Origin of the sequence: Neorhizobium descurainiae, from assembly GCF_051400715.1 — a bacterium.
GTDB lineage: Bacteria > Pseudomonadota > Alphaproteobacteria > Rhizobiales > Rhizobiaceae > Neorhizobium.
On the sequence record NZ_JBLFFK010000008.1, the window covers coordinates 47,828 to 69,487 of the forward strand.

Annotated in this window: 19 protein-coding genes; 9 read left to right on the forward strand and 10 right to left on the reverse strand. The window is 63.3% G+C overall.

The features are described 5' to 3' along the window. Positions 1–2: 2 nt before the first annotated feature. The 4 genes from nagA to ACMGE0_RS15595 are packed head-to-tail and all read right to left on the reverse strand — an operon-like array spanning position 3 to position 3,850. Positions 3–1,163 (reverse strand): N-acetylglucosamine-6-phosphate deacetylase, encoded by a 1,161-nt coding sequence (gene nagA / locus ACMGE0_RS15580; protein WP_436816785.1) that lies wholly within the window; start codon positions 1,161–1,163, stop codon positions 3–5. Beyond that, positions 1,160–2,182, reverse strand: coding sequence for an SIS domain-containing protein (locus ACMGE0_RS15585; protein ID WP_436816786.1), 1,023 nt, complete (start codon positions 2,180–2,182; stop codon positions 1,160–1,162). The genes nagA and ACMGE0_RS15585 overlap by 4 nt, the downstream gene beginning before the upstream one ends. A 19-nt stretch (positions 2,183–2,201) precedes the next feature. After that, entirely contained in the window at positions 2,202–2,966 is a 765-nt protein-coding gene (locus ACMGE0_RS15590) for a GntR family transcriptional regulator (protein ID WP_436816787.1), read from the reverse strand. Next, complete coding sequence (locus tag ACMGE0_RS15595) at positions 2,963–3,850, reverse strand: glucosamine kinase nucleotide-binding domain-containing protein (RefSeq protein WP_436816788.1); 888 nt, start codon at positions 3,848–3,850, stop codon at positions 2,963–2,965. Before ACMGE0_RS15595 ends, ACMGE0_RS15590 begins: the two co-directional genes overlap by 4 nt. 205 nt (positions 3,851–4,055) lie before the next feature. On the opposite strand from ACMGE0_RS15595, the gene ACMGE0_RS15600 reads away from it, so the two are divergent. From ACMGE0_RS15600 to ACMGE0_RS15625, 6 genes are all read left to right on the forward strand, one after another. Continuing rightward, on the forward strand, positions 4,056–4,973 hold the full coding sequence (locus ACMGE0_RS15600; RefSeq protein ID WP_436816789.1) for an N-acetylmuramic acid 6-phosphate etherase: 918 nt from the start codon (positions 4,056–4,058) through the stop codon (positions 4,971–4,973). 23 nt (positions 4,974–4,996) lie between these two features. After that, a complete protein-coding gene (locus ACMGE0_RS15605; protein WP_436816790.1) occupies positions 4,997–6,253 on the forward strand; it encodes an ABC transporter substrate-binding protein in 1,257 nt (418 codons plus the stop codon). Positions 6,254–6,432: 179 nt separating this feature from the next. Continuing rightward, positions 6,433–7,377: a carbohydrate ABC transporter permease gene (locus ACMGE0_RS15610; RefSeq protein ID WP_436816791.1), complete on the forward strand. Its 945-nt coding sequence runs from the start codon at positions 6,433–6,435 to the stop codon at positions 7,375–7,377. A gap of 10 nt (positions 7,378–7,387) precedes the next feature. Continuing rightward, complete coding sequence (locus ACMGE0_RS15615) at positions 7,388–8,227, forward strand: carbohydrate ABC transporter permease (RefSeq protein WP_436816792.1); 840 nt, start codon at positions 7,388–7,390, stop codon at positions 8,225–8,227. Next, positions 8,224–9,288: a Gfo/Idh/MocA family protein gene (locus ACMGE0_RS15620; RefSeq protein ID WP_436816793.1), complete on the forward strand. Its 1,065-nt coding sequence runs from the start codon at positions 8,224–8,226 to the stop codon at positions 9,286–9,288. Before ACMGE0_RS15615 ends, ACMGE0_RS15620 begins: the two co-directional genes overlap by 4 nt. Positions 9,289–9,299: 11 nt before the next feature. Next, positions 9,300–10,301: an ABC transporter ATP-binding protein gene (locus ACMGE0_RS15625; protein WP_436816794.1), complete on the forward strand. Its 1,002-nt coding sequence runs from the start codon at positions 9,300–9,302 to the stop codon at positions 10,299–10,301. Here ACMGE0_RS15625 and ACMGE0_RS15630 read toward each other — a convergent pair. From ACMGE0_RS15630 to ACMGE0_RS15655, 6 genes are read right to left on the reverse strand one after another with little or no spacing between them, the layout of a single operon-like run. Beyond that, positions 10,298–11,197: a carbohydrate kinase family protein gene (locus tag ACMGE0_RS15630; protein WP_436816795.1), complete on the reverse strand. Its 900-nt coding sequence runs from the start codon at positions 11,195–11,197 to the stop codon at positions 10,298–10,300. The genes ACMGE0_RS15625 and ACMGE0_RS15630 overlap by 4 nt on opposite strands. Further along, positions 11,194–12,234 carry an ABC transporter ATP-binding protein gene (locus ACMGE0_RS15635; protein ID WP_436816796.1) on the reverse strand — a complete coding sequence of 347 codons (1,041 nt, stop codon included), beginning with the start codon at positions 12,232–12,234 and terminating at the stop codon, positions 11,194–11,196. The genes ACMGE0_RS15630 and ACMGE0_RS15635 overlap by 4 nt, the downstream gene beginning before the upstream one ends. Then, complete coding sequence (argH, locus tag ACMGE0_RS15640) at positions 12,234–13,742, reverse strand: argininosuccinate lyase (RefSeq protein WP_436816797.1); 1,509 nt, start codon at positions 13,740–13,742, stop codon at positions 12,234–12,236. The genes ACMGE0_RS15635 and argH overlap by 1 nt, the downstream gene beginning before the upstream one ends. Before the next feature lie 4 nt (positions 13,743–13,746). Next, positions 13,747–14,601, reverse strand: a complete 855-nt coding sequence (locus ACMGE0_RS15645; protein WP_436816798.1) for a carbohydrate ABC transporter permease — start codon at positions 14,599–14,601, stop codon at positions 13,747–13,749. Then, a complete protein-coding gene (locus ACMGE0_RS15650; RefSeq protein WP_436816799.1) occupies positions 14,598–15,539 on the reverse strand; it encodes a carbohydrate ABC transporter permease in 942 nt (313 codons plus the stop codon). The genes ACMGE0_RS15645 and ACMGE0_RS15650 overlap by 4 nt, the downstream gene beginning before the upstream one ends. Before the next feature lie 28 nt (positions 15,540–15,567). Further along, positions 15,568–16,833, reverse strand: coding sequence for a sugar ABC transporter substrate-binding protein (locus tag ACMGE0_RS15655; RefSeq protein WP_436816800.1), 1,266 nt, complete (start codon positions 16,831–16,833; stop codon positions 15,568–15,570). A 252-nt stretch (positions 16,834–17,085) separates the two neighbouring features. Between ACMGE0_RS15655 and ACMGE0_RS15660 the strand changes: the two genes are divergently transcribed. From ACMGE0_RS15660 to ACMGE0_RS15670, 3 genes are read left to right on the forward strand one after another with little or no spacing between them, the layout of a single operon-like run. Beyond that, positions 17,086–18,312 carry an ROK family protein gene (locus ACMGE0_RS15660; protein WP_436816801.1) on the forward strand — a complete coding sequence of 409 codons (1,227 nt, stop codon included), beginning with the start codon at positions 17,086–17,088 and terminating at the stop codon, positions 18,310–18,312. Positions 18,313–18,330: 18 nt separating this feature from the next. Further along, complete coding sequence (locus ACMGE0_RS15665) at positions 18,331–20,733, forward strand: PIG-L family deacetylase (protein ID WP_436816802.1); 2,403 nt, start codon at positions 18,331–18,333, stop codon at positions 20,731–20,733. Beyond that, positions 20,730–21,641: a DMT family transporter gene (locus tag ACMGE0_RS15670; RefSeq protein WP_436816803.1), complete on the forward strand. Its 912-nt coding sequence runs from the start codon at positions 20,730–20,732 to the stop codon at positions 21,639–21,641. Before ACMGE0_RS15665 ends, ACMGE0_RS15670 begins: the two co-directional genes overlap by 4 nt. Positions 21,642–21,660 lie beyond the last annotated feature (19 nt).

Consider the following 21,660-nt stretch of genomic DNA (forward strand, 5'->3'; position numbering starts at 1 on the left):
TTTTATTCCTGATGCACTTTTCGGCCGCCGATCCAGGTGCTTTTCATGCACAGATCATCGGTAAGGATGACGAAATCCGCGTCGAAGCCGGGTTTCAGCGCCCCCTTGCGGGCGGCAAGCCATGCCGCTTCTGCCGGATAGACGGATGCCATGCGCAGCGCCTCTTCGAGCGGCACTCCGAGCGTTTCGTGTACGAAACGAACCGACGAGATCATGTCGATATCCGCACCGGCCAAGGTGCCGTCGGCGAGCGTCAGCCGCCCGTCCTGGCGCAGGATCTCGCGGCCGTTCAGCGTGAAGCTCGTCATGTCCGTGCCGATCGGCGACATGGCGTCGGTGACGATGAAGATCTTGCCCGGCCCGTTCTTGGCGCGGAGCGCCACGCCCATCGAGGCCGGATGGACATGGATGCCGTCGGCGATGATCCCGACATGAAGCGAGCCGATGTCGAGCGCCGCCCCGACCAGGCCGGGCTGGCGGTGGCCGAGCGGGCTCATGGCGTTGAAGAGATGTGTTACCGTTCGCGCGCCGGCTTCCGCATAGGTCTTGGCAGTTTCGTAGGTCGCGTCCGTATGGCCGAGGCTCACCATGAACCCGGCTTCCGCCAGCCGTGTCACCTGCTCCGGCGTGACGCTCTCCGGCGCGACGGTGATCATCATCGCGTCGAACTTGCCGCGGCAGGAGAGCATGAGCTCGATATCGTTTTCCTCCATCGGCCGGATGAGCTTCGGATCATGGGCTCCCTTGCGGGCGATGGAGAGATGCGGGCCTTCGAGATGCAGCCCGAGGAAGCCCGGCACGCGCTCCGCTTTAGCCCGCTTGCCGGCCTCGACGGTCTTCGTAGTGATCGCGTAGGTGTCGGTGATTAGAGTCGGCAGCAGTCCGGTGGTGCCGAACTTGGCATGCGCGGCGCAGATTTTTGACAAGCCTTCGACCGTCGGTTCCTCGTTCAAGAGCACGCCGCCGCCGCCATTCACCTGCAGGTCGATGAAACCGGGGACAATCATCCCGCCGCCGGCATCGATCGTTTCGATGCCGGTACGCAACCTGTCCGCGGCCTGGATCGCCTCGATCCTGCCGTCCGCGAAGACGAGCGCGGCGTCGTCATGCCAGAAGATGCCGTCGAAGATCCGGGCACCGATGATGGCCTTGGCGGTCGTCATAGGGTTTCGGTTACCTTCTTCAGTGCCACCGGGGCATCCGGGTTGAAGCCTTTGGCGCGCGACCAGGCTTCCACGAAACCGTAGAAGGGCAGGATCAACACCAGTGCATCGGTGAGAGGATGGCCGGTCGCGACAAAGGGAAGCTTGTGGGCCCCTTTGACCTTGTCGGACGTGGCAAAGGCGAGCGCGCCCTTGCTGGCCAAGTTTTCGGCGATCTCGACGGCTGAGGCTTCAGCGGCGTCGCGTGCCGCGAAGGTGACGACCGGGAAGCGTTTCTCGACCAGCGCCACGGGGCCGTGCAGCACCTCCGCCGCGGAATAGGCCTCCGCATGCATGTTGGAGGTTTCCTTGAATTTCAGTGCCGCTTCGCTGGCGATCGAAAGCGCCGGGCCGCGGCCGAGCATGTAGAGCGATTCCGCATCGCCGAGTTCCTTGGCGAGTTCGCTCCAGTCGAGCTTGACCGCCTTCTCGAAATGCGAGGGCAGATCGCGAATGGCGGCTTTGAGGCCGTCGTCGCCGACCCATTCGGAAAGGATGGCGAGCCCCGCGACGATCGAATTGACGAAGGATTTGGTGGCCGCCACGGCGAGCTCCGGGCCGGCATTGATATTCACTGTGTGGGCAGATGCGCTGGCGATCGGCGAAGGCAGCGTATTGGTGAGTGCGACCGTCACCGCGCCGGCCTTCGTTGCGGCCTCCGCCATGGCCACGATATCGGGGCTTTTGCCGGACTGCGAAATCGCGATCGCTGCTCCGCCGCCGAGTTTCAGCTTTGCGCCATAGATCGAGGCGAGCGAGGGGCCGAGTGAGGCGACCGGCCGGCCGGCCGTCAGCTCGACCGCATATTTGATGAAGGTCGCGGCGTGGTCGGAAGAGCCGCGCGCGATGGTGATCAGGAAGGCGGGATCCTTGTCGCGGAGCGCCAGGCCGGCCGCCGCAAGCTCCGTCGCCGACCGGTCGAGCAGCCGGGTCGTTGCCTCGGGTATCTCGTTGATCTCCTGCCGCATATGGGTCTGCATCGTCTTGTCCTCGGATTTGTCAGTTTCCGCTGAGCGAAAGCTCGGCCACGAAATCATAGGCATCGCCGCGATAGAGCGAGCGGGTGAGTTCCACCACCCGGCCGGAGGCCAGATAGGAAACCCGCTCGATCGAAAGTCCCGCGGCTCCCACCGGCACCGCCAGGAGCCCGGCATCCGGGTTCTTCATATTGCAGGCGGATATCCGTTGTATGGCGCGCACCGGCCGGGCGTTCTTCTTTTCCAGCTCCGCATAGAGCGAATTGGTGACCATCGAAGGATCGGGCAGGAATTCGGCGGAAATGCTGGCGCGCTCGATTGCGAGTGGCATGTCGTTGGCAATCCGCAGGCGGCCGATGCGGGCGACCTTGGTTCCGGGCGCCAAGCCTAGCATCATCATCTCTTCCGGAGAGGGATGGAACAGGCCGCGTTCAAGCCATTCGGATTTCGTCACCAGCCCGCGCCGCGCCATGTCCTCCGTGAACGAGGTGAGCTTTGTCAGGGGCTGCTCGACACGCGACAGGGGCTTTACGACGAACGTGCCGGAACCATGCTTGCGGGTGAGCAATCCGTCCTTGACGAGATCGTCCACCGCCTTGCGTACCGTAACGCGGCTGACATTGGCATAGTCGGCAAGGTCGCGTTCGGCCGGAAGCGCATCGCCGTGTCCCAGTTTCCCGGAGCGGATCGCCTCTTCCAGCGTCTGGCGGAGCTTGCGATAAAGCGGGCCGGTCCCTGCCGATTGCAGGTCGTCGAGCGGCAGTATGGCAGACAGCGCCTCGTTCATGCCCGCGCCTCCGCCGCCGTGCCGTAGGTTTTGACGGCAAGGGCCACTGCGCCGGTCAGCGCATCGGCCAAAGGCTCGGAAAGGCGCACGCGGTGCCGCTCGGCAAGATATTCGGGGTAAAGGGGGGCGAGGCCACCGAGCAGGCAGAGCCGCCCCTTGCCTTTGGTAATTGCATTCACCGCATCGAGCGCCTCGTCGATGCCCGCGGCACCGGTTTTCAAGATGCGGATCGCCGCCTCGTCGTCCCGGTGCGCGAATTCGAAGACCTTCGGCGTATGGCGGCCGAAATCCCCGGGTTTGGCCAGCCGGGCGAAATCGACGACGGCTTCGGGATTGTTGCCGAACTCGGCGAGGATCGCCTTCGAAAGCTCCGTCATCGGGCGGATGTTGTCGTATGCGAGCAGGCTTTCCTGCAGCGCAAGCTGGCCGAGCCGCGCGCCGCTGCCGAGATCGCTCACCTGGAACCCCCAGCCGGCTACCGAATGGAGCTTGCCCTCGTGGCGGGCTATATAGACCGTTCCCGTACCGACGATGCCGATCGCCCCGTCCTCGTCGCCGATCGCTCCCTGCAGGGCGATGACGCCGTCGGAGACAATATCCGACTGCCTGAAGGGAAGCCGCGCCTTTACATAGCTCACGGCATCGCCGACATTGTTGCCGGCAAGCCCGAGAACGGCAGAGGCGGAGGAGAGGTCCGGCTCGAGCCCGGCCTCGATGAAGGCGAGCCGTGCAGCCTCGGCGATATGCCTCAGGGCCGTATCCGGATCGGTCAGGATATTGGAAGCGCCGCTTTTTCCCCGGCCGAGAACTCTGCCGCTTCCGTCAGCCAATGCAGCACGGCAGCTTGTGCCGCCGCCGTCGATTCCGATAAAATAAGCCGCCATGGATACCTCCACTTTGGATAATACCAAAAAAATACCATTAACCAAGAGCGATTTACAAATTTCGCAGAGCGGCACTGCACGTAATTGAAAATGATGAGGAATTTTGAAATATACCCTGATCCCCTCACGACTCGTTCATAAAAGTTAATTTTCCTTCTGGACAATTGGTATTTTTTTGGCATCATTTTGGTAGAGGGAGAAGCGGATGAGCAGCAACGCCACCGAAGCAAGGCATGGGAAAGCGGAAGGGCTCGACATGTTCGCGCCCGCCGAGATCCTGCGGCTCCTGGCATCCGGTCAGCAGGAGGCGGCGAAGACGGTCGACAGCGCCATCCCATCCATCGCGAGGGCGGCCGATCTGGCGGCTGCAACGTTGAGATCCGGCGGAAAGCTGGTTTATGCCGGAGCCGGCAGCGCGGGTCTCGTGGCGATCGCCGATGCGCTCGAACTGCCTGGAACCTATGGGATCGCACCCGAACAGATCACCGTCCTGTTTGCGGGAGGCCTTTCCGCCACCGTCGATCTGCCTGGCGGACCGGAGGACGATGCGGCGCTTGGCGCGCGGGATGCCCATATCGTCGGCGCGGGAGATTGCGTCATCTGCGTCTCGGCCAGCGGCTCGACGCCCTACACGGTTGCCGTCGCAGACGTGGCGAAGGCGCGCGGTGCCAAGCTGGTGGCCATGGCCAACAATGCCGGCGCCAGGCTGCTCGAAGGCGCCGATGTGGCGATCCTGCTCGAAACGCCGCCGGAAGTGATTGCGGGCTCGACCCGCATGGGAGCAGCCACCGCCCAGAAGATCGCCTTCAACATGCTGTCGACGCTGACCGCGGTAAAGCTCGGTCACGTGCACGATGGCCATATGGTCAATCTGCGCGCCGACAACGACAAGCTGCGCATCCGCGCCGCCCGCATGGTCGCCGAGATCGCTGGAATAGGTTTCGAAGAGGCCCGTGCCTGGATGGATGCCGCGGGCGGTTCCGTGAAGGTCGCCGTATTGCTTGCCGCCGGTGCGGCCGATGCCGATGCCGCCAGGGCGCTGCTTACGCGTTCCGGCCACGTGCTGCGCTTGGCGCTCGATGAATTGCAGGCACAACAGAAGAGTTCCATGAAACGCGCCTGAAGGCGCAGAAGAGGGAGAACATCATGACCCGCATCTTGAAAGGCATGCTTTTCGCCACGACCGTGCTCGCGCCGGCGGGCATGGCGCTCGCGCAGGATGCCCAGCTCACTATCGAGAGCTGGCGCAACGACGACCTGCCGATCTGGCAGGAGAAGATCATTCCGGCCTTCGAGGCGAAGAACCCGGGCATCAAGGTGACCTTCGCCCCGATGGCGCCGACCGAGTATAACTCCGCCGTCAATGCCAAGCTGGAAGCAGGCACCGCCGGCGACCTCATCACCTGCCGTCCGTTCGACCTGTCGCTCGCCATGTTCCAGAAGGGCCAGCTCGCCTCGCTGAACGACCTCCCGGGCATCGAGAATTTCTCCGACGTCGCCAAGTCCGCCTGGACCACCGACGACGGCAAGACCACCTTCTGTGTGCCGATGGCCTCGGTCATCCACGGCTTCATCTACAACAAGAAGGCTTTCGAGGACGTCGGCGTCGAGGTGCCGAAGACCGAGGACGAGTTCTTCGCCGTGCTCGAGAAGTTCAAGCAGGACGGCAATTACATTCCGCTCGCCATGGGCACCAAGGACCAGTGGGAAGCGGCCACGATGGGCTATTACAATATCGGCCCGAACTACTGGAAAGGCGAGGACGGCCGCAAGGCCTTGATCGCCGGCACCGAGAAACTGACCGATCCGCAATGGGTCGAGCCTTATGCGACGCTCGGCAAGTGGAAACCCTATCTCGGCGACGGTTTCGAGGCACAGACCTATCCCGACAGCCAGAACCTCTTCACCCTCGGTCGCGCCGCGATCTATCCGGCCGGCTCCTGGGAAATTGCGCCGTTCAAGGCGCAGGCCGATTTCGAAATGGGTGCCTTCCCGCCGCCGGTGAAGAAGGCAGGCGATACCTGCTATATCTCCGACCATAACGACATCGGCCTCGGCCTCAACGCCAAGGGCAAGAACCCGGAAGCCGCGAAGAAATTCCTCGCCTGGGTCGCCTCTCCGGAATTCGCCGAGCTCTATGCCAACGCGCTGCCGGGCTTCTTCAGCCTGAACTCCACCGCCGTGAAGATGAATGACGAACTCGCCCAGGAATTCGTCTCCTGGCGCGAGAACTGCAAGACGACGATCCGCCCGAGTGCGGCGATCGTCGGCCGCGGCCAGCCGAACCTCGACCTCGAAATGTGGCGCGTTTCGGCCAACGTCATCAATGGCACGGAAACGCCGGAACAGGCGGCGACAGAAACCCAGAAGGGCCTGGACAGCTGGTACAAGCCGGCGAAGTGAGCCAGTATGATTGGAAAGGGGTGGCGTAATACTCCACCCCGTCATTCCTGTGCTTGTCACAGGAATCCAGCCACGCGAAGTCTTTCGCGTGAAAGGAGTCTTTCGCGCCGCGGACGCGCCGCTGCTGGGTCCCTGTGACAAGCACAGGGATGACGAACACATTGATCGCGGAGCCTGCCATGACCGATATGCCATTGACAGAGGAGAATACAATCAAGCGTCCCGCCCGCTGGCATATCGTCGTCTTCTTGGCGCCGGCCTTCCTCGTCTATACGGCGGTGATGATCCTGCCGCTGATCGAGACGCTCAGGCTTTCGCTCTTCAACATGGTCGAGGGCCAGCTTTCCTTCGTCGGCTTCAACAATTTCAAGGTGCTGTTCAGCGATCCGCGCCTCTCCGCCGATTTCTGGAACGCGCTTTCCAACAACGTCGTCTTCTTCATCATCCATATGCTGGTGCAGAACCCGATCGGCATTGCCATCGCCGCCATGCTGTCGGTGCCGAACCTGCGCTTTGCCGCCTTCTACCGCTCGGCGATCTTCGTGCCGACGCTGCTCTCCTTCGTCATTGTCGGCTTCATCTGGAAACTTATCCTCTCGCCGATCTGGGGCATCGCGCCGGGCCTGATGGATTGGGTTGGGCTGAAATGGGCATTTTCGCCCTGGCTCGGCCGGCCGGATACGGCATTGGTGACGGTGTCGCTGATCTCCGTCTGGCAATATGTCGGCATTCCGATGATGCTGATCTATGCGGCGCTTCTGAACATCCCGGACGAGGTGCTGGAAGCGGCGGAATGCGATGGCATCACCGGCTGGAGCCAGTTCTGGAAGATCAAGCTGCCGCTCATCCTGCCCTCGATCGGCATCGTCTCGGTGCTCACCTTCGTCGGCAATTTCAACGCGTTCGACCTGATCTACACGGTGCAGGGAGCGCTCGCCGGCCCGAACGGCTCGACGGACATTCTCGGCACGCTTCTCTACCGCACCTTCTTCGGTTTCCAGAACCAGATGGGTGACCGCTCCATGGGCGCGACCATCGCGGCGGTGATGTTCCTCATCATCCTCGCCGGGGTCTCGCTCTATCTCTTCGTCATCCAGCGGCGCATGCGCCGCTACCAGTTCTGAGGAGATGGATATGTCGAAAGCACGCTCCGCTCCTCTACGCACCGCGCTCATTCATCTGGCGCTGATCGCCTATATGCTGGTGGCGCTCTTCCCGGTCTTCCTGACGCTCGTTAACTCGTTCAAGAGCCGCAACGCGATTTTCCGTGAGCCGATGGCTTTGCCGACGCCCTCCACTTTCAGCCTGGTCGGTTACGAGACGGTACTGAATCAGGGCGATTTCGTGGGCTATTTCCAGAACAGCCTGATCGTCACCGTGGCCTCTATCGCACTCGTCCTGCTTACCGGCGCCATGGCGGCCTTCGCGCTCTCCGAATACCGCTTCCGCGGCAATACGCTGATGGGGCTTTATCTCGCGCTCGGCATCATGATTCCGATCCGCCTCGGAACGGTGGCGATCCTGCAGGGCATGGTGGCGGCCGGCCTCGTCAATACGCTGACCTCGCTCATCCTGGTCTATACGGCTCAAGGTCTGCCGCTCGCGATCTTCATTTTGTCGGAATTCATGCGAACGGTCTCCGACGACCTGAAGAATGCCGGCCGCATCGACGGGCTCTCGGAATATGCGATCTTCTTCCGCCTCGTCCTGCCGCTGGTGCGTCCCGCCATGGCGACGGTGGGGGTCTTCACCATGATCCCGATCTGGAACGACTTGTGGTTCCCGCTGATCCTGGCGCCGGGTGAAAGCACCAAGACGGTGACATTGGGCGCCCAGATGTTCATCGGCCAGTTCGTCACCAACTGGAACGCGGTGCTGTCGGCCCTCTCGCTCGCCATCCTGCCGGTCATGGTGCTTTACGTCATCTTTTCGCGGCAATTGATCCGCGGTATCACCTCGGGAGCCGTCAAGTGAGTTCGTCCGCAAGCCCCATCCGCGTTCTCGTCGCCGGCCTTGGCAATATGGGCAGGAGCCATGCGCTCGCCTATCACGCCAATCCGGGTTTCGAGATAGTCGGCCTCGTCAATCGCACCAGGCGCGACCTGCAGGCCGGGCTCGACGCCTATCCGATGTTTTCCGATTTCGAGCAGGCGTTGAACGAGACGAAGCCCGATCTCTGCTCTATCAACACCTATTCCGACAGCCATGCGGATTATGCCGTAATGGCCTTCGAGGCGGGATGTCACGTCTTCGTGGAAAAGCCGCTCGCGACTACCGTCGCCGATGCCGAACGCGTCGTCGCGGCCGCGAAGAGGCACGGCCGCAAGCTGGTGATCGGTTATATCCTCCGCCACCATCCCTCCTGGATGCGGCTGATCGCGGAAGCCCGCAAGCTCGGCCCGCCCTATGTCTTCCGCATGAACCTCAACCAGCAGTCTTCCGGCGACAAATGGGACGTCCACAAGGCGCTGATGCAGACGACACCGCCGATCGTCGATTGCGGCGTGCATTATGTCGATGTCTGGTGCCAGATCACTGACGCCAAGGCCGTCGAGGTGCGCGGCATGGGCCTCAGGATGACCGACGAGATCGCGCCGGACATGTACAACTACGGCCATATGCAGGTCCTGTTCGAGGACGGCTCGGTCGGCTGGTACGAAGCCGGCTGGGGGCCGATGATGTCGGAAATGGCCTTTTTCGTGAAGGACGTCATGTCGCCCAGAGGCTCGGTCTCGATCCTCGTCGACGCCAAGGCGAAATCCGACGACATCGACACGCATACGAAAACCTCGGTGATCCGAGTCCACTCGGCCGAAACCGGCCCGGATGGATTGTTTCTCCGGCCCGACGAGGATCTGTCCATGTCCGACGAGCCGGACCACCAGAAGCTCTGCGATCTCGAACAGGCTTACGTGCTGAACGCCATCCGCGACGATATCGATCTCACCCGGCATATGGATGACGCCGTGCAGTCGCTGCGCATCTGCCTCGCGGCGGATGAGAGCGTGCGCACCGACAAACCCGTACGACTTTAAAGGAAGACGCCTTGGGTTCCCTTCAACTGAAATCCATCCGCAAGGCCTTCGGTACGCATGAGGTGCTGAAGGGCATCGACCTGGAGGTCAAGGACGGTGAGTTCGTGATCTTCGTCGGCCCCTCCGGCTGCGGCAAGTCCACTCTGCTGCGCGTCATCGCCGGCCTCGAGGATGCGACGTCCGGAAGCGTCCGGATCGACGGCGCGGAGGTCGTCAATACGCCGCCCGCCAGGCGCGGCATCGCCATGGTCTTCCAGTCCTACGCGCTTTATCCGCACCTCAACGTCAAGGACAACATGGGCCTCGGGCTGAAACAGGCCGGCACCGAAAAGGCCGAGATCGACAAGCGTGTGGCCAAGGCGTCCTCCATGCTGTCGCTCGATCCCTATCTCGCCCGCCGCCCGGCCGAACTCTCCGGCGGCCAGCGCCAGCGCGTCGCGATCGGCCGCGCCATCGTGCGCGAGCCGAAGCTTTTTCTCTTCGACGAGCCGCTGTCGAACCTCGACGCCGCCTTGCGCGTCCAGACGCGGCTGGAGATCGCCGGCCTGCATCGCCGGTTGAAGGCAACGATGATCTACGTCACCCACGACCAGGTGGAGGCGATGACGCTCGCAGACAGGATCGTCGTCCTGAATGCCGGCACGATCGAGCAGATCGGCTCGCCGATGGAACTTTATAATAAGCCGGCTAATATCTTCGTCGCGGGGTTCATCGGCTCGCCGCAGATGAACTTCATTCCGGCCGAAAAGCTGGGCGATGGCGCTGCCAAGACGATCGGCATCCGCCCGGAGCACATCGCGCTCTCGCGTGAAAGCGGCGACTGGAAGGGCAAGGTGGTTCATGTGGAACACCTCGGCGCCGACACGATCGTCTATCTGGAGACCGAGGTCACGGGTCTGCTGACGGTCCGCCTTTTCGGCGAGCACCGCTACGCGCCGGACGATGTGGTTTTCGCCACGCCCGACAAGGCGAGCCAGCACCGTTTCGACGCCAGCAATCGCGCGATCGCTTAATCGCCCGTAGCCAGCAGCTTGGCGCCGCCGGCCGCCTGCACCGCCAGGCTGCCGAAGCGGATGCCGGCTTTCAGGCACGCCTCTTCGGAATTGCCGTTCAGCCAGGCGTTGATGAAGCCGGCATTGAAGGCGTCGCCGGCGCCGGTCGTGTCCACCACCGGCACGGTCTCCGCCGGCGCATGCAGCGTCCTTCCGTCCGACATGACCCAGGCACCTTCGGCACCGCCCTTCAATACGACGAGCGGAAAGGCGGGCGACAGCTTGCGGATCGCCACCGTCGGATCGGCCGAACCGGTGATCGCCTCCGCCTCTTCGAGGTTCGGCAGGAAAAGGTCGACGCCCTCGCAGGCGCGGAGGAGGCCACGGTCGTAGATCAGCGTCGCATCCCAGCTCGGATCGAGCGAGACGGTCAACCCCTTCTCCTTTGCGCGGGAAACGAGGTTGGGGATTTCGTGCAGCGTCGCGTATTCGGCGATGTGGAGGTGCCGCAACTCCTCCCAGCCTAAGGCTTCCTGCAGCGTCGCAGGAAGAGCCGGCCCTGCGCGGCGGGTGAGGAAGGCGCGATCCTGGCCGACGACGGCGGCGACCGTCACCTGCGGTCCCGCATCCTCGGCATGTTCGACGAAGCGCAGGTCGACGCCGCTCTCCCGGATCTGTGTCTCGACGCCCGCCGATAGCGAATCCGTGCCGAGCCGTGCGGCAAGCGCCACCTTGCGGCCGGCATGGGCAAGATGGGCCGCGGCAATGAAGGCGCCGCCGCCGGCCGCGATCTCCATGCCGCTCGCAAAGAGCTCGCGCCCCAGTACCGGCAGGTGGCCGAGCCCTGTGAAAATAAGGTCGCAATAGACCCGCCCGATGCTGAGCACCGCGGATCTTGTCTCGGCATGCGTCATCATGAACGGCCCAGAAACTTCTCTGTGCTGGCGTCGAAGAGGTAGAGATTGCCGGGTGCGGCCTCGCAGGCGAGCGTGCTGCCGACAGCGGGGATGAATTTCTCCCGCGCCGTGGCAATAACAGATGTCTCGCCGGCTTCAAGATGCACCAGCGTTTCCGGCCCCAGCGGCTCGACGGCAGTCACCGTTCCCGTCAAGCCGAGGCCGCGGCCGTTTGCTCCATTCGGATGGGCGATGAGGTCGTGCGGCCGGACGCCGATCAGGATGTCGCCGGTCGCGGCCATTTCCACACCGGAGCCGTTGCGCTTGCCGCGCACGAGGTTCATCGACGGACTGCCGATGAAGCGGGCGGTGAAGACATCGACCGGGCTTTCGTAGAGTTCCGAAGGCGTGCCGACCTGCAGGATATGGCCGTCCTTCATGACCACTATCCGGTCCGCCATGGTCATCGCCTCGATCTGGTCATGGGTGACATAGACGGTCGTGGTCTTCAGCCGCTGGTGCAGGCGCTTGATCTCGATGCGCATCTGCGCGCGGAGCTGTGCATCCAGGTTCGAAAGCGGCTCGTCGAAGAGGAAGGCGGCGGGATCGCGAACCATGGCGCGGCCGATCGCGACGCGCTGGCGTTGCCCACCGGAAAGGGCTGCCGGCCGGCGGTCGAGCAGGGTTTCGAGGCCGAGGATCTTGCCCGCTTCCTCAATCCTCTTGTCTTTCTCGGCCTTGCTGAGCTTCGACGTGTAGAGGCCGAAGCCGATGTTCTGGCGCACCGTCATATGCGGATAGATTGCGTAGTTCTGGAATACCATGGCGATATTGCGCTGCTTCGGCTCGCGTTCGTTGACGACGTCCGAGCCGATCTTCAGCGTGCCGCCGGAGATTTCCTCCAGCCCTGCGATCATCCTGAGCGTTGTGGACTTGCCGCAGCCGGAGGGGCCGACGAAGACGACGAATTCCCCATCGGCGATCGAAAGGTCGATACCCTTGACGGCCTCCACCTTGCCGTAGCGTTTTACGATTTTTTCCAGTTCGATCGTCGCCATCAGCGGGTTCCCATAAGCGCGGTGAACTTCTCTTTCAGCTCGGCAGCGGCCGCCGCTTGATGATCGGCCGCCTTCTTGGCTTCAACTTCGAACGCGGCGAGCTTTTCGCGATAGGCGGCAAGTGCGTCGCGCATCGGCTCCGGCGCCGGGCCGCCGAACCGGCCGCGCACGGCGACGAAATGCTCCGGCGAGACGATCTCCTTGAATTTCGCTGGATCGACCGATGGCTTGCGGCCGCTCAGATACTCGAATGCCTTCAGGAAGGGCTCATAGCCGTCGTCCGTCAGGCTGCCCTTGGCAGCAACCACGCTCTTCGCGGTCGCGGCGGCGATCTCATGCGCCTCACGGAAGGAAAGTCCCTCGATGCGCACCAGCGAGTCGGCGAGTTCCGTGATGGTGATGCAGGAGCGTCGGATGTTCTGATCCACCCGCTCCGGATCGATGCTGATCTGGCCGATGAGCGCTGTCAGCAGGTCGAGCACGCGCGACGCCGAGGCGAAGGCCTCGTAGCCCATGCCCTGCGTCTCGCCCTCACTGTCGTTCATGTCGGTAAACGGCGTGTTGTGCATGACGTCGAGCACCGTCCGCGCCCGGCCGAAGGTCTGGCTGGCGAGATGGCGCAGATGCTCGATCGGCACGGGATTGCGCTTCTGCGGCATGATCGAGGAGATCTGCACCAGCGCGTTCGGCACGTAGATCTGCCCGACCTCGAAACTCGTCCAGAACTGGAAATCCTGGATCAGGCGGCCGAGATGCAGGAACATCAGCTCGATCGCCGAGTAGGTGGCGGTGGTGTAGTCAACCGCGGCGATGCAACTATAGGAATTGCGGAGCGGTGCGGAGAAGCCGAGCAGCTGGGCCACCCGGGCGCGATCGATCGGGAAACCGGACGTGGTGATCGCCGCCGCCCCCATGGGAGACAGATCGACGATCCGGCGCGCCTCGGTGAAACGCTCCATGTCGCGGATCAGCACCTCGATCGCGGCCGAGAGATAGTGGCCGAATGTCGTCGGTTGAGCCGGCTGGCCATGCGTATAGGCGACGATCAGCGTGGACTTCTGCCGCTCGGCGGCGTCTATCATGGCGCCAAGCAGCTTTCGCGCCTTTTCCATCAGCGCGTCTATCCGCTCCTTGAGGCCGAGCTTGAAGAGCGTGTGGTCGATGTCGTTGCGCGAGCGGGCGGTATGCAGCCGCCCGGCGATGTCGACGCCGATCCGGGCTTTCAGCTCCTTCTCGATCAGGAAGAAGAAGTCCTCCACTTCTCCGGTATAAACGAGGGTCGAAGGATCGATCTCCCGGTCGATCGCCTCCAACGCAGTGGCGATCTTCGATGCTAGTTCCTTGTCGAGGATGCCGGTCTCGACGAGCATTACCAGATGGGCGCGGTCGATCCTGCGGAAACCATCGACATGATGGCTCTTGGCGCCGTCGAAGAGCGGCCTGAGCACCGTTTCCTTGTAGACGGGATCGGGAAACTTGCTGGTGTCGGAAAGGCGCGGATCCGCCATGGCATTATCCTTTCAGCCCCGCCAGCATGACACCGCGGACGATGTAGCGCTGCAGGACGATGAAGACGAGAAGGGTGGGAATGGTGGCGATCGCCGCACCCGTCATGATCATTTCCCATTGGATGGACTGCTCGACCGCGAAGCTCGAAAGCCCGACCGGCAGCGTATAGAGTTCCTTGCTGGTGGTGACGATCAGCGGCCAGAAGAAGGCGGTCCAGTTGCCGAGGAAGGTGAAGATCGCGAGCGCCGAAAGAGCGGGCGTGACGAGCGGCAGAGCCACTTTCCACCAGATCTGGAATTCGTTGAGACCATCGACGCGGGCCGCCTCGATGAAGTCGTTCGGCACGGTCTCGAAGAACTGTTTCATCAGGAAGGTGCCGAAGGCCGTCATCATGCCGGGGAACATGATGCCCCAGTAGCTGTCGAGCCAACCGAGTTGGCTCGACATCAGATACCACGGGATGACCAGCATCTCGGTCGGGATCATCAGGGTGGAGAGGATCGCCAGGAAGATGAAGTAGCGGCCGCGAAACTCAAACTTGGCGAGCGTGTAGCCCACGAGGCTGTCGAAGAAGCAGTTCGAGAGGGTGACGATGACGGCGACCAGCATCGAGTTGAGGAACCAGCGCATGAAGCGCCCGTCCGCCAGAACGGTGATATAGTTGGCGAGGGTCGGCGCGGCCGGAATGAGCCTGAGGTCGTAGACCTGGTCGGCCGTCTTCAGCGAGGTCGAGAACATGAAGGCGAGCGGCGAGACCATGATAAGCGCGCCGATCAGGAGCAGCGTCCAGGTGATGATCCTGCCGGGTCGGATGTTCGCCCTGTAGAGCGGAGGGGAGAGAGTTGCGGCGTCGCTCATTTCTTTTCCCTCAGGATCCAGAGCTGCAGCAGCGAGACGATCAGCAGAATGGTGAAGAGCACCACGGTCTGCGCCGCGGCATAGCCCATGGCATAGGAGTTGAAGGCGGTCTGGTAGATCATCAGCACCAGCGGCTTGGTCGATCCGAGCGGCCCGCCGGGATCGTTGGTGGTCATGTTGTAGACCTGGTCGAAGATGCGCAGGAAGCCGATCGACGAGAAGACCACGAGGAAGACGGTGGTGGGTTTCAGGAGCGGCAGGGTGATCTTGCGAAGGATCGCCCATTCGCCGAGACCGTCGATTCGCGCGGCTTCGTAGAAAGTGGTCGGGATGGCGCGAAGTCCCGCCATGAAGATGATGATCTGGAAGCCGAGCCCGGCCCAGATCGCCGTCACCATGATCGAATAGAGCGCCTGGTCGACCGAGCGGATGAACGGCTGCTGAGGAATGCCGATCATGCCGAAGATGTCGTTGATGACGCCGATCGGCGGCGGCTGGTAGAACCAGCGCCAGACCCAGGCCATGGCCGCGGCGGTCGTGAGATAGGGCAGGAAATAGAGCGCCCGGATGAAGCCGTGCATGAAACGCACGCGGTCGAGATAGAAGGCGATCGTGAAGGCGACGACGAGGCTGATCGGCGTGCCGACGATCAGGTAGGTGAAGGTGTTCTTGAACACCTTCCAGAACTGCGGATCCTTGAACAGCTTGGCATAGTTGGCGATGCCGATGAATTTCGCCGGACGCAGCAGGTCCCAGTTGGTGAAGGACAGCCAGAAGGCCTGCGCTGTCGGATAGAAGCGGATCACCGTATAGAAGAGGATCGGCAGCGCCAGGAAACCCCAGACCCAGAGGAGCCGCTTCGTCCGCATGGAAAGGCGGTCCCCGAAGGACCCGCCGGGGCGGCCTGCCGCCGCCCCCTGCTCATCAATCGCTGCCATGGCCGGCTCCGTTTAGGCTGGAGTCAAATTACGGCTTGGCCGCGTCGATGATTTCCTGCTCGGCCTCGGCCGCCTGCTTGATGGAGTCCTCGACGGATTGGCCTTCGAGCAGCACGCGGTTCGCCATGTCGATCGCGTTCTGGCGCTGGGCGGCCTCGTCCAGGAAGAGCGTGGTATGAGCGTATTCCAGGCCCTTCAGGAACGGTCCGTAGATCGGGTCCTTGAGATTGGCCTCCGTGAGAGCTGCGGACCGGCGCGCCGGCAGTTCGCCGACCGTCTTCAGCCAGATCGCCATGGCCTCCGGGGAGGTCAGATAGGCCAGGAACTTCTTGGAGGCTTCCAGCTCCTCGCCGGTCGTCTTGGCGCTGATGCCGTTGGCGAAGTAGCTCGCATAGTTCGAGCGCAGGCCTTCGTTGTTGGCCGGCAGTTCCGTCACGCCCCATTCGAAATCCTTGATCGAACCGAAGGCGCCGAGGCGGAAGGTGCCGTCGATCGTCATGCCGGCCTTGCCGCCGCGGAAGGCCGCCTGGCCTTCGTCCATGAAGCCGGCGGCGCCGATCTTCTTTTCGAGCTGCAGGCTGGTGTAGAACTGCAGGGCCTTGATGCCGGCCTCGCTGTCATAGGCAACCTTCGTATCGTTGTCGGTGTAGGGAGTGCCGCCGAACTGGCGGATCAGAACCTCGCGCCACCATTGATGGTCCTGGCCGCCCATATCCAGCGTGGAGCCTGCGACGGTGAGATTGCCGGATGCGTCGTGCTTGGCGATCTTCTCGGCTGCCGCGACATATTCGTCGAGCGTCTTCGGCGGATTGTTCGGGTCGAGGCCGGCTTCGGTGAAGAGCTTCTTGTTGTAGAAGAGGGCGAGCGAACGCACGGCCGTCGGCAGACCGTAATAGTCGTCGCCGCGCTTCATGGCGGTGACGATCGGGAAGAATTCGCTTTCGATCTTGTCGTGCAGGAAGGTGTCGGTCGGCAGCGGCTGCAGCAGGCCGCCGGCCGCGAACTTGTCGAGCCAGCCGTAGAAGAGCTGCATGACGTCAGGACCGTTGCCGGCCATGTTGGCGGCGATCACGCGCGTCTGGTAATCGGCGTAGGGGAAGGTGACCTGCTTGACGGTGATATCCGGGTTGGCCTTCTGGAACTCGGCGATGAGCTGGTCCATCGCTTTCACGCGCGTTTCGAAGACATATTGCCAATATTCGATCTCGACCGCCTGTGCGGCATTGAATGCGAATGTGCTGAAGCCGGCGACGAGACCGGCCAACAAGGTTGCCTTGCGCATGTGAGCCTCCATTTGCCCCGCCGGGTCCGCCGGTCTTGGGGTCTGATTGTTCCCTGCATCCGTCCGCATGCCGCGTCCGCTGCGTTTATTGATTTCCGGAAGACAGCCCTTCCGTCCGAGCACTGCGGCCCCTTTTGCCCCAGCCCTGTCTCTTACGGTTCCCCGGCAGCGCTCGTTTGTCAATAAGATAATTTACTTGAATTATTCTATTGCGGGAAACCGTTTTCCGGCGTTATGAATTTCCCGAAACTGGAAGTCGGCGACATGACGATACACACGATCGGCACGCACCCGGTGGCCATCGGGAAGAATCCCGAACGAAGCCGCGATCACAACCGGCGTGTCGTGTTGGACGTAGTGCGCCGGCACGGTTCGCTCGGCCGCGCCCATATCGCCAAGTTGACCCAGCTCACCCCTCAGGCCGTCGCCAATATCGTCGATGAGCTGGTCGGCGAGGGATTGCTGATGGAGATGGGGCGCCTGCGCTCCGGGCGCGGTCAGCCGCCCATCCAATTCGCCGTCAATCCCGAAGGCGGCGCGACCATCGGCGTCGAAATCGCAGCCGACCATATGGTCACGGTCGCGCTCGATCTTTCCGGCCGGCTGAGGGAGAAGCGGATCACGTCTCTGAAGGATACGACGCCGCGGCATATTCTTGCAGCCTTCACGTCGGAGCTCTCGGCCGTCAGAAAGAGCGTGGGGTCGAAACTGCTCGGCACAGGCGTCGTCATGCCGGGTCCCTTCGAGATCGACGGCATGACGTCTGTCGGCCCGACCACGCTCCCCGGCTGGGCGGGCATCGATGCCGCCCAGGCGCTCAGCGAAGCCTGCGGCCATACGGTCGTCGTGGAGAACGATGCGACGGCCGCCGCCGTGGGCGAGCGCCTGTTCGGCGCGGGGCTGGCGATCTCCAATTTCTGCATGATCTATTTCGGCGTCGGTATCGGCCTGGGCATCATCCAGGACGGCGCGCCCTATCGCGGCGCCTTCGGCAATGCCGGCGAGATCGGCCATGTCACCGTCGTGCCGAAGGGGCGGCCGTGCCCCTCCTGTGGCCAACTCGGCTGTCTGGAAAGCTATGCCTCGGTCTATGTGCTGAAGGAGAAGCTCGGCCGCGCCGGCATTCCGGAATGCGAGTTCGCCGATCTCGAAAGGCTGCACCAGGCGGAGCATCCGGTCGTCGAGGAGTGGATTGACGAGGCCGCCACCTATCTCGGTCCCATGGTGGCGATGCTCGAAAACATCCTCGACCCGCAGACGGTGATCCTCGGCGGTGCGCTTCCCGACGCCATTATGGACGACATCATCGCCCGCATGGGCAGTCTGCCGACCTCGGTCGCAAGCCGCCGCCAGCGCGACCTGCCGCGCGTGCTGCGCGGCCAGACCGGACAGCTGACCGCGGCCCTCGGCGCCGCTGCCCTGCCGCTGTTCGACATGGTGACCCCGAAGCTTGAAACCTCGCTGGCCGGCCTCACCGACATTCCTGCATGACATACTGAGGAGAATTTCATGCTGACTGCCCGCGAACGCATCGAACGCCAGATGGCCGATCCCTCGCTCGTCCGGCTCCATCGCAAGCTTTCGCGGCTGAAATCGACGGTCACGATGATGAACACCGGCGCCCATCCGGACGACGAGCAGAACGGCATGCTCGCCTGGTTCCGGTTAGGGCTGGGCATGCGCGTCGTCATCGCCTGCTCCACGCGGGGCGAGGGCGGCCAGAACGCGCTTGGGCCCGAACGGCTCGGCCCGCTTGGCGTGCTGCGGTCGCGCGAACTGGAAGAAGCGGCCCGCGCCATCGATGGCGATGTCTGCTGGCTCGGCCATGGCCCGGCCGATCCGGTGCACGACTTCGGCTTCTCCAAGGATGGCGACGCGACCTTCACCCGCTGGGGTGAGGCCCGTATCGTAGAGCGCCTGGTGCGCGCCTATCGCATGGAGCGGCCGGACATCGTCGTCCCGACCTTCCTCGACGTACCGGGCCAGCACGGCCATCACCGCGCCATGACCCGTGCCGCCGAAGCGGCGATTGCGCTCGCAGCCGACCCCAATGCCTACCCCGAACCTCTCACTGAGGGCCTGAAGCCCTGGAAGGTCGCCAAATATTACCTGCCGGCCTGGTCGGGCGGCGGCGATACCTATGACGACGAAGTGCCGCCGCCGGATACGACGGTAACCGTGGTTGCGGAAGGCCGCGAACCGGCAACGGGCGCCGATTACGACCGTATCGGCGAGTGGTCGCGGTATTACCACGCCTCGCAGGGCATGGGGCATTGGCCGAAGCGGCCGGAACGGAATTGGGAACTTCACCTGAAGCTCTCTGCCGCTGGTTCGAAGGCGGAACGATCCATCCTCGAAGGCCTGCCCGCATCGCTCGCGGTGCTTGCCGGTTTTCCCGGCCTGCCCGCTGATATGGCGGAAGCCTTGCGCTCCGCCGACGATGCGGTCGCCGCAGCCATCTCGGCTTTCCCCGATCGCGACGCAATCATAAAGGCGCTGACCGAAGCGGCCGGCTGGCTGGACGTTGTGGCGTCGTCCGCCCCCGAAGAATTCAAGATCCTCCACGGCCACCGGATCGCCCGCAAACAGGTGGAAGTGGATGCCGCGATCCTGGACGCCGCCGCCATTTTCGAGCGCGCCTACGCCGACCCGTCGGCCATCTCCCCCGGTGGGGCCGCGACCCTGACCGTGGAACTCGGCGACGGCGCCGAGGGCCATAAGGTCGATGTGACCCCGGTCCTGCCGGCCGGCATATCCGCTTCGCCCCAGTCGCATGGCGACGAACGTGTCTTCACATTGACCGCGGCACCGGATGCGCCGCTTTCCGGCCTCTATCTGCCGGCCTGGTCGGCGCTCGGCGGTAATGGGCACGCCTATGTGAAAGTGTCCGCAGAGATCGGCGGACGCATGGTGACGGGTACATTCGACCTGGAAGAGCCGTTTGCGATGGCGCCCGCCCAGTCGCTCACGCTGCTGCCGGATGCGCTGGTGGTTCCGCTCGGCACGAAACGGACCGAATGGCCGATCGAGGCCAGCATTTCTGGCGTCGACGCGCCCGTCTCCTTTAAGACACCTGACGATTGGGTGATGAAGAAGACGGACGGCGGCTGGATAGCCTCGCCAACCGAGGCCGCAAAGCCCGGCCTGATCGAGATCGTGCCCCAGGTCGAAGGCCGTCCGGCGTTCCAGGTTACGCCGATCGCCTACCCGCATATCGGCCGCGCCAGTTTCCGTGCCCCCGCCGCGCTCAAAGTCCTGTCGCTCGACCTGAAGCTGCCGGAAGGCGCCCGCGTCGGCTATGCCGGCGGCGGTGCCGATCGGGTCGGCATGTGGCTTGCGCGCATGGGCCTCGACGTGACCGAGCTCGACGCGCAGGCGTTGAATGGCGACCTGTCGCAGTTCACCACGATCGTCGTCGGCATCTTCGCCTTCGGCATCCGTAAGGATCTCGCCGCGGCAACCGGGCGCCTGCACCGCTTCGTCGAGGAGGGCGGCCATCTCGTCACCCTCTATCACCGCCCGAGCGATGGCTGGAACCCGGATCGGACGCCCGTACGCCGTATCGAGGTCGGTTCGCCGTCGCTCCGCTGGCGCGTCACCGATCCGAAAGCCGAAGTCACCGTGCTTGCGCCGGATCATGTGCTGCTCAAAGGCCCTAACGTCATTGGCCTGGAGGACTGGCAGGGCTGGGACAAGGAGCGCGGCCTCTATTTCGTCTCGCGCTGGGATGACGTCTACGAGCCGTTGCTCGCCATGCACGACCCCGACGAACAGCCGCTCAAGGGCGCGCTGATCTCCGGCGTGATCGGCAAGGGCCGCCACACTCATACCAGCCTGGTGCTTCACCATCAGCTCGACAAGCTCGTGTCCGGCGCTTTCCGGCTGATGGCCAACCTCGTGCAGCCGGCGTGAACACGGAGGCGGAGCCGGAAACGGAAAGCGCGCGGATATCCAATGCCCGCATCGGCATCGGCTGGCTGCTTCTCGACATGACGCTCGTCTCCGGCGGCATGACGGCGCTCGTCAAGGCGCAAGGGGCGACCTATCCGGCTTTCCAGCTCGTCTTCATTCGGGCGATGATCGGACTGCTCTTCATCCTGCCGCTCATCTGGCACCATCGGGCGGAGATGACGCGCATCAAGCACCCATGGCGGAATATCTTCCGCATCTCGTGCAATGCCGTGGCGCTGACCAGCAATTTCCTCGCCATCACCATGCTGCCGCTTGCCATGGTCAATGCGGTCGGCTTTTCCCGGCCGCTGATCACCATGGCCATGGCGGTCGCCATGCTGGGCGAGACGGTGAGCCGCATCCGCTGGCTCGGCGCGGCGATGGCCTTTGTCGGCGTGCTGATCGTCATGGCGCCCGGCACGGAGAGTTTCGATGTCGAGGTGCTGGTCGTGCTGGTCTCGGTCCTCTTCGGTTCGCTTGCGATCATCCAGACGCGCGCCCTGAAGGACGAGAACACGACGGTGATGATGGTCTTCTACACGGTCGGGCTTGCGGTCATCACCGCGATTCCCGCCGCCTTCACCTGGCAACCGGTCGTGCCTTTCGACTGGATACCGCTGCTCGGCATCGGCTTTTTGGCTCAACTTGGCCAATATTGCTTCCTGCGTGCCTATCGCATTGCGGATGCGAGTGTGCTCGCGCCGGTCGGCTATCTCTCGATCGTCTTCGTCACCGTTGTCGGCTACGTCTTCTTCGACGAAGTGCCGGAAGTCCGTGTGGTGATCGGTGTCGTCATCATCCTGGCCTCTTTGCAGGGAGCGGTCTGGCTCGAGCGCCGCCGCGGCCGCATGGTGAGCAAGGCGATGTGAACCGATGTGAATGGGAAAC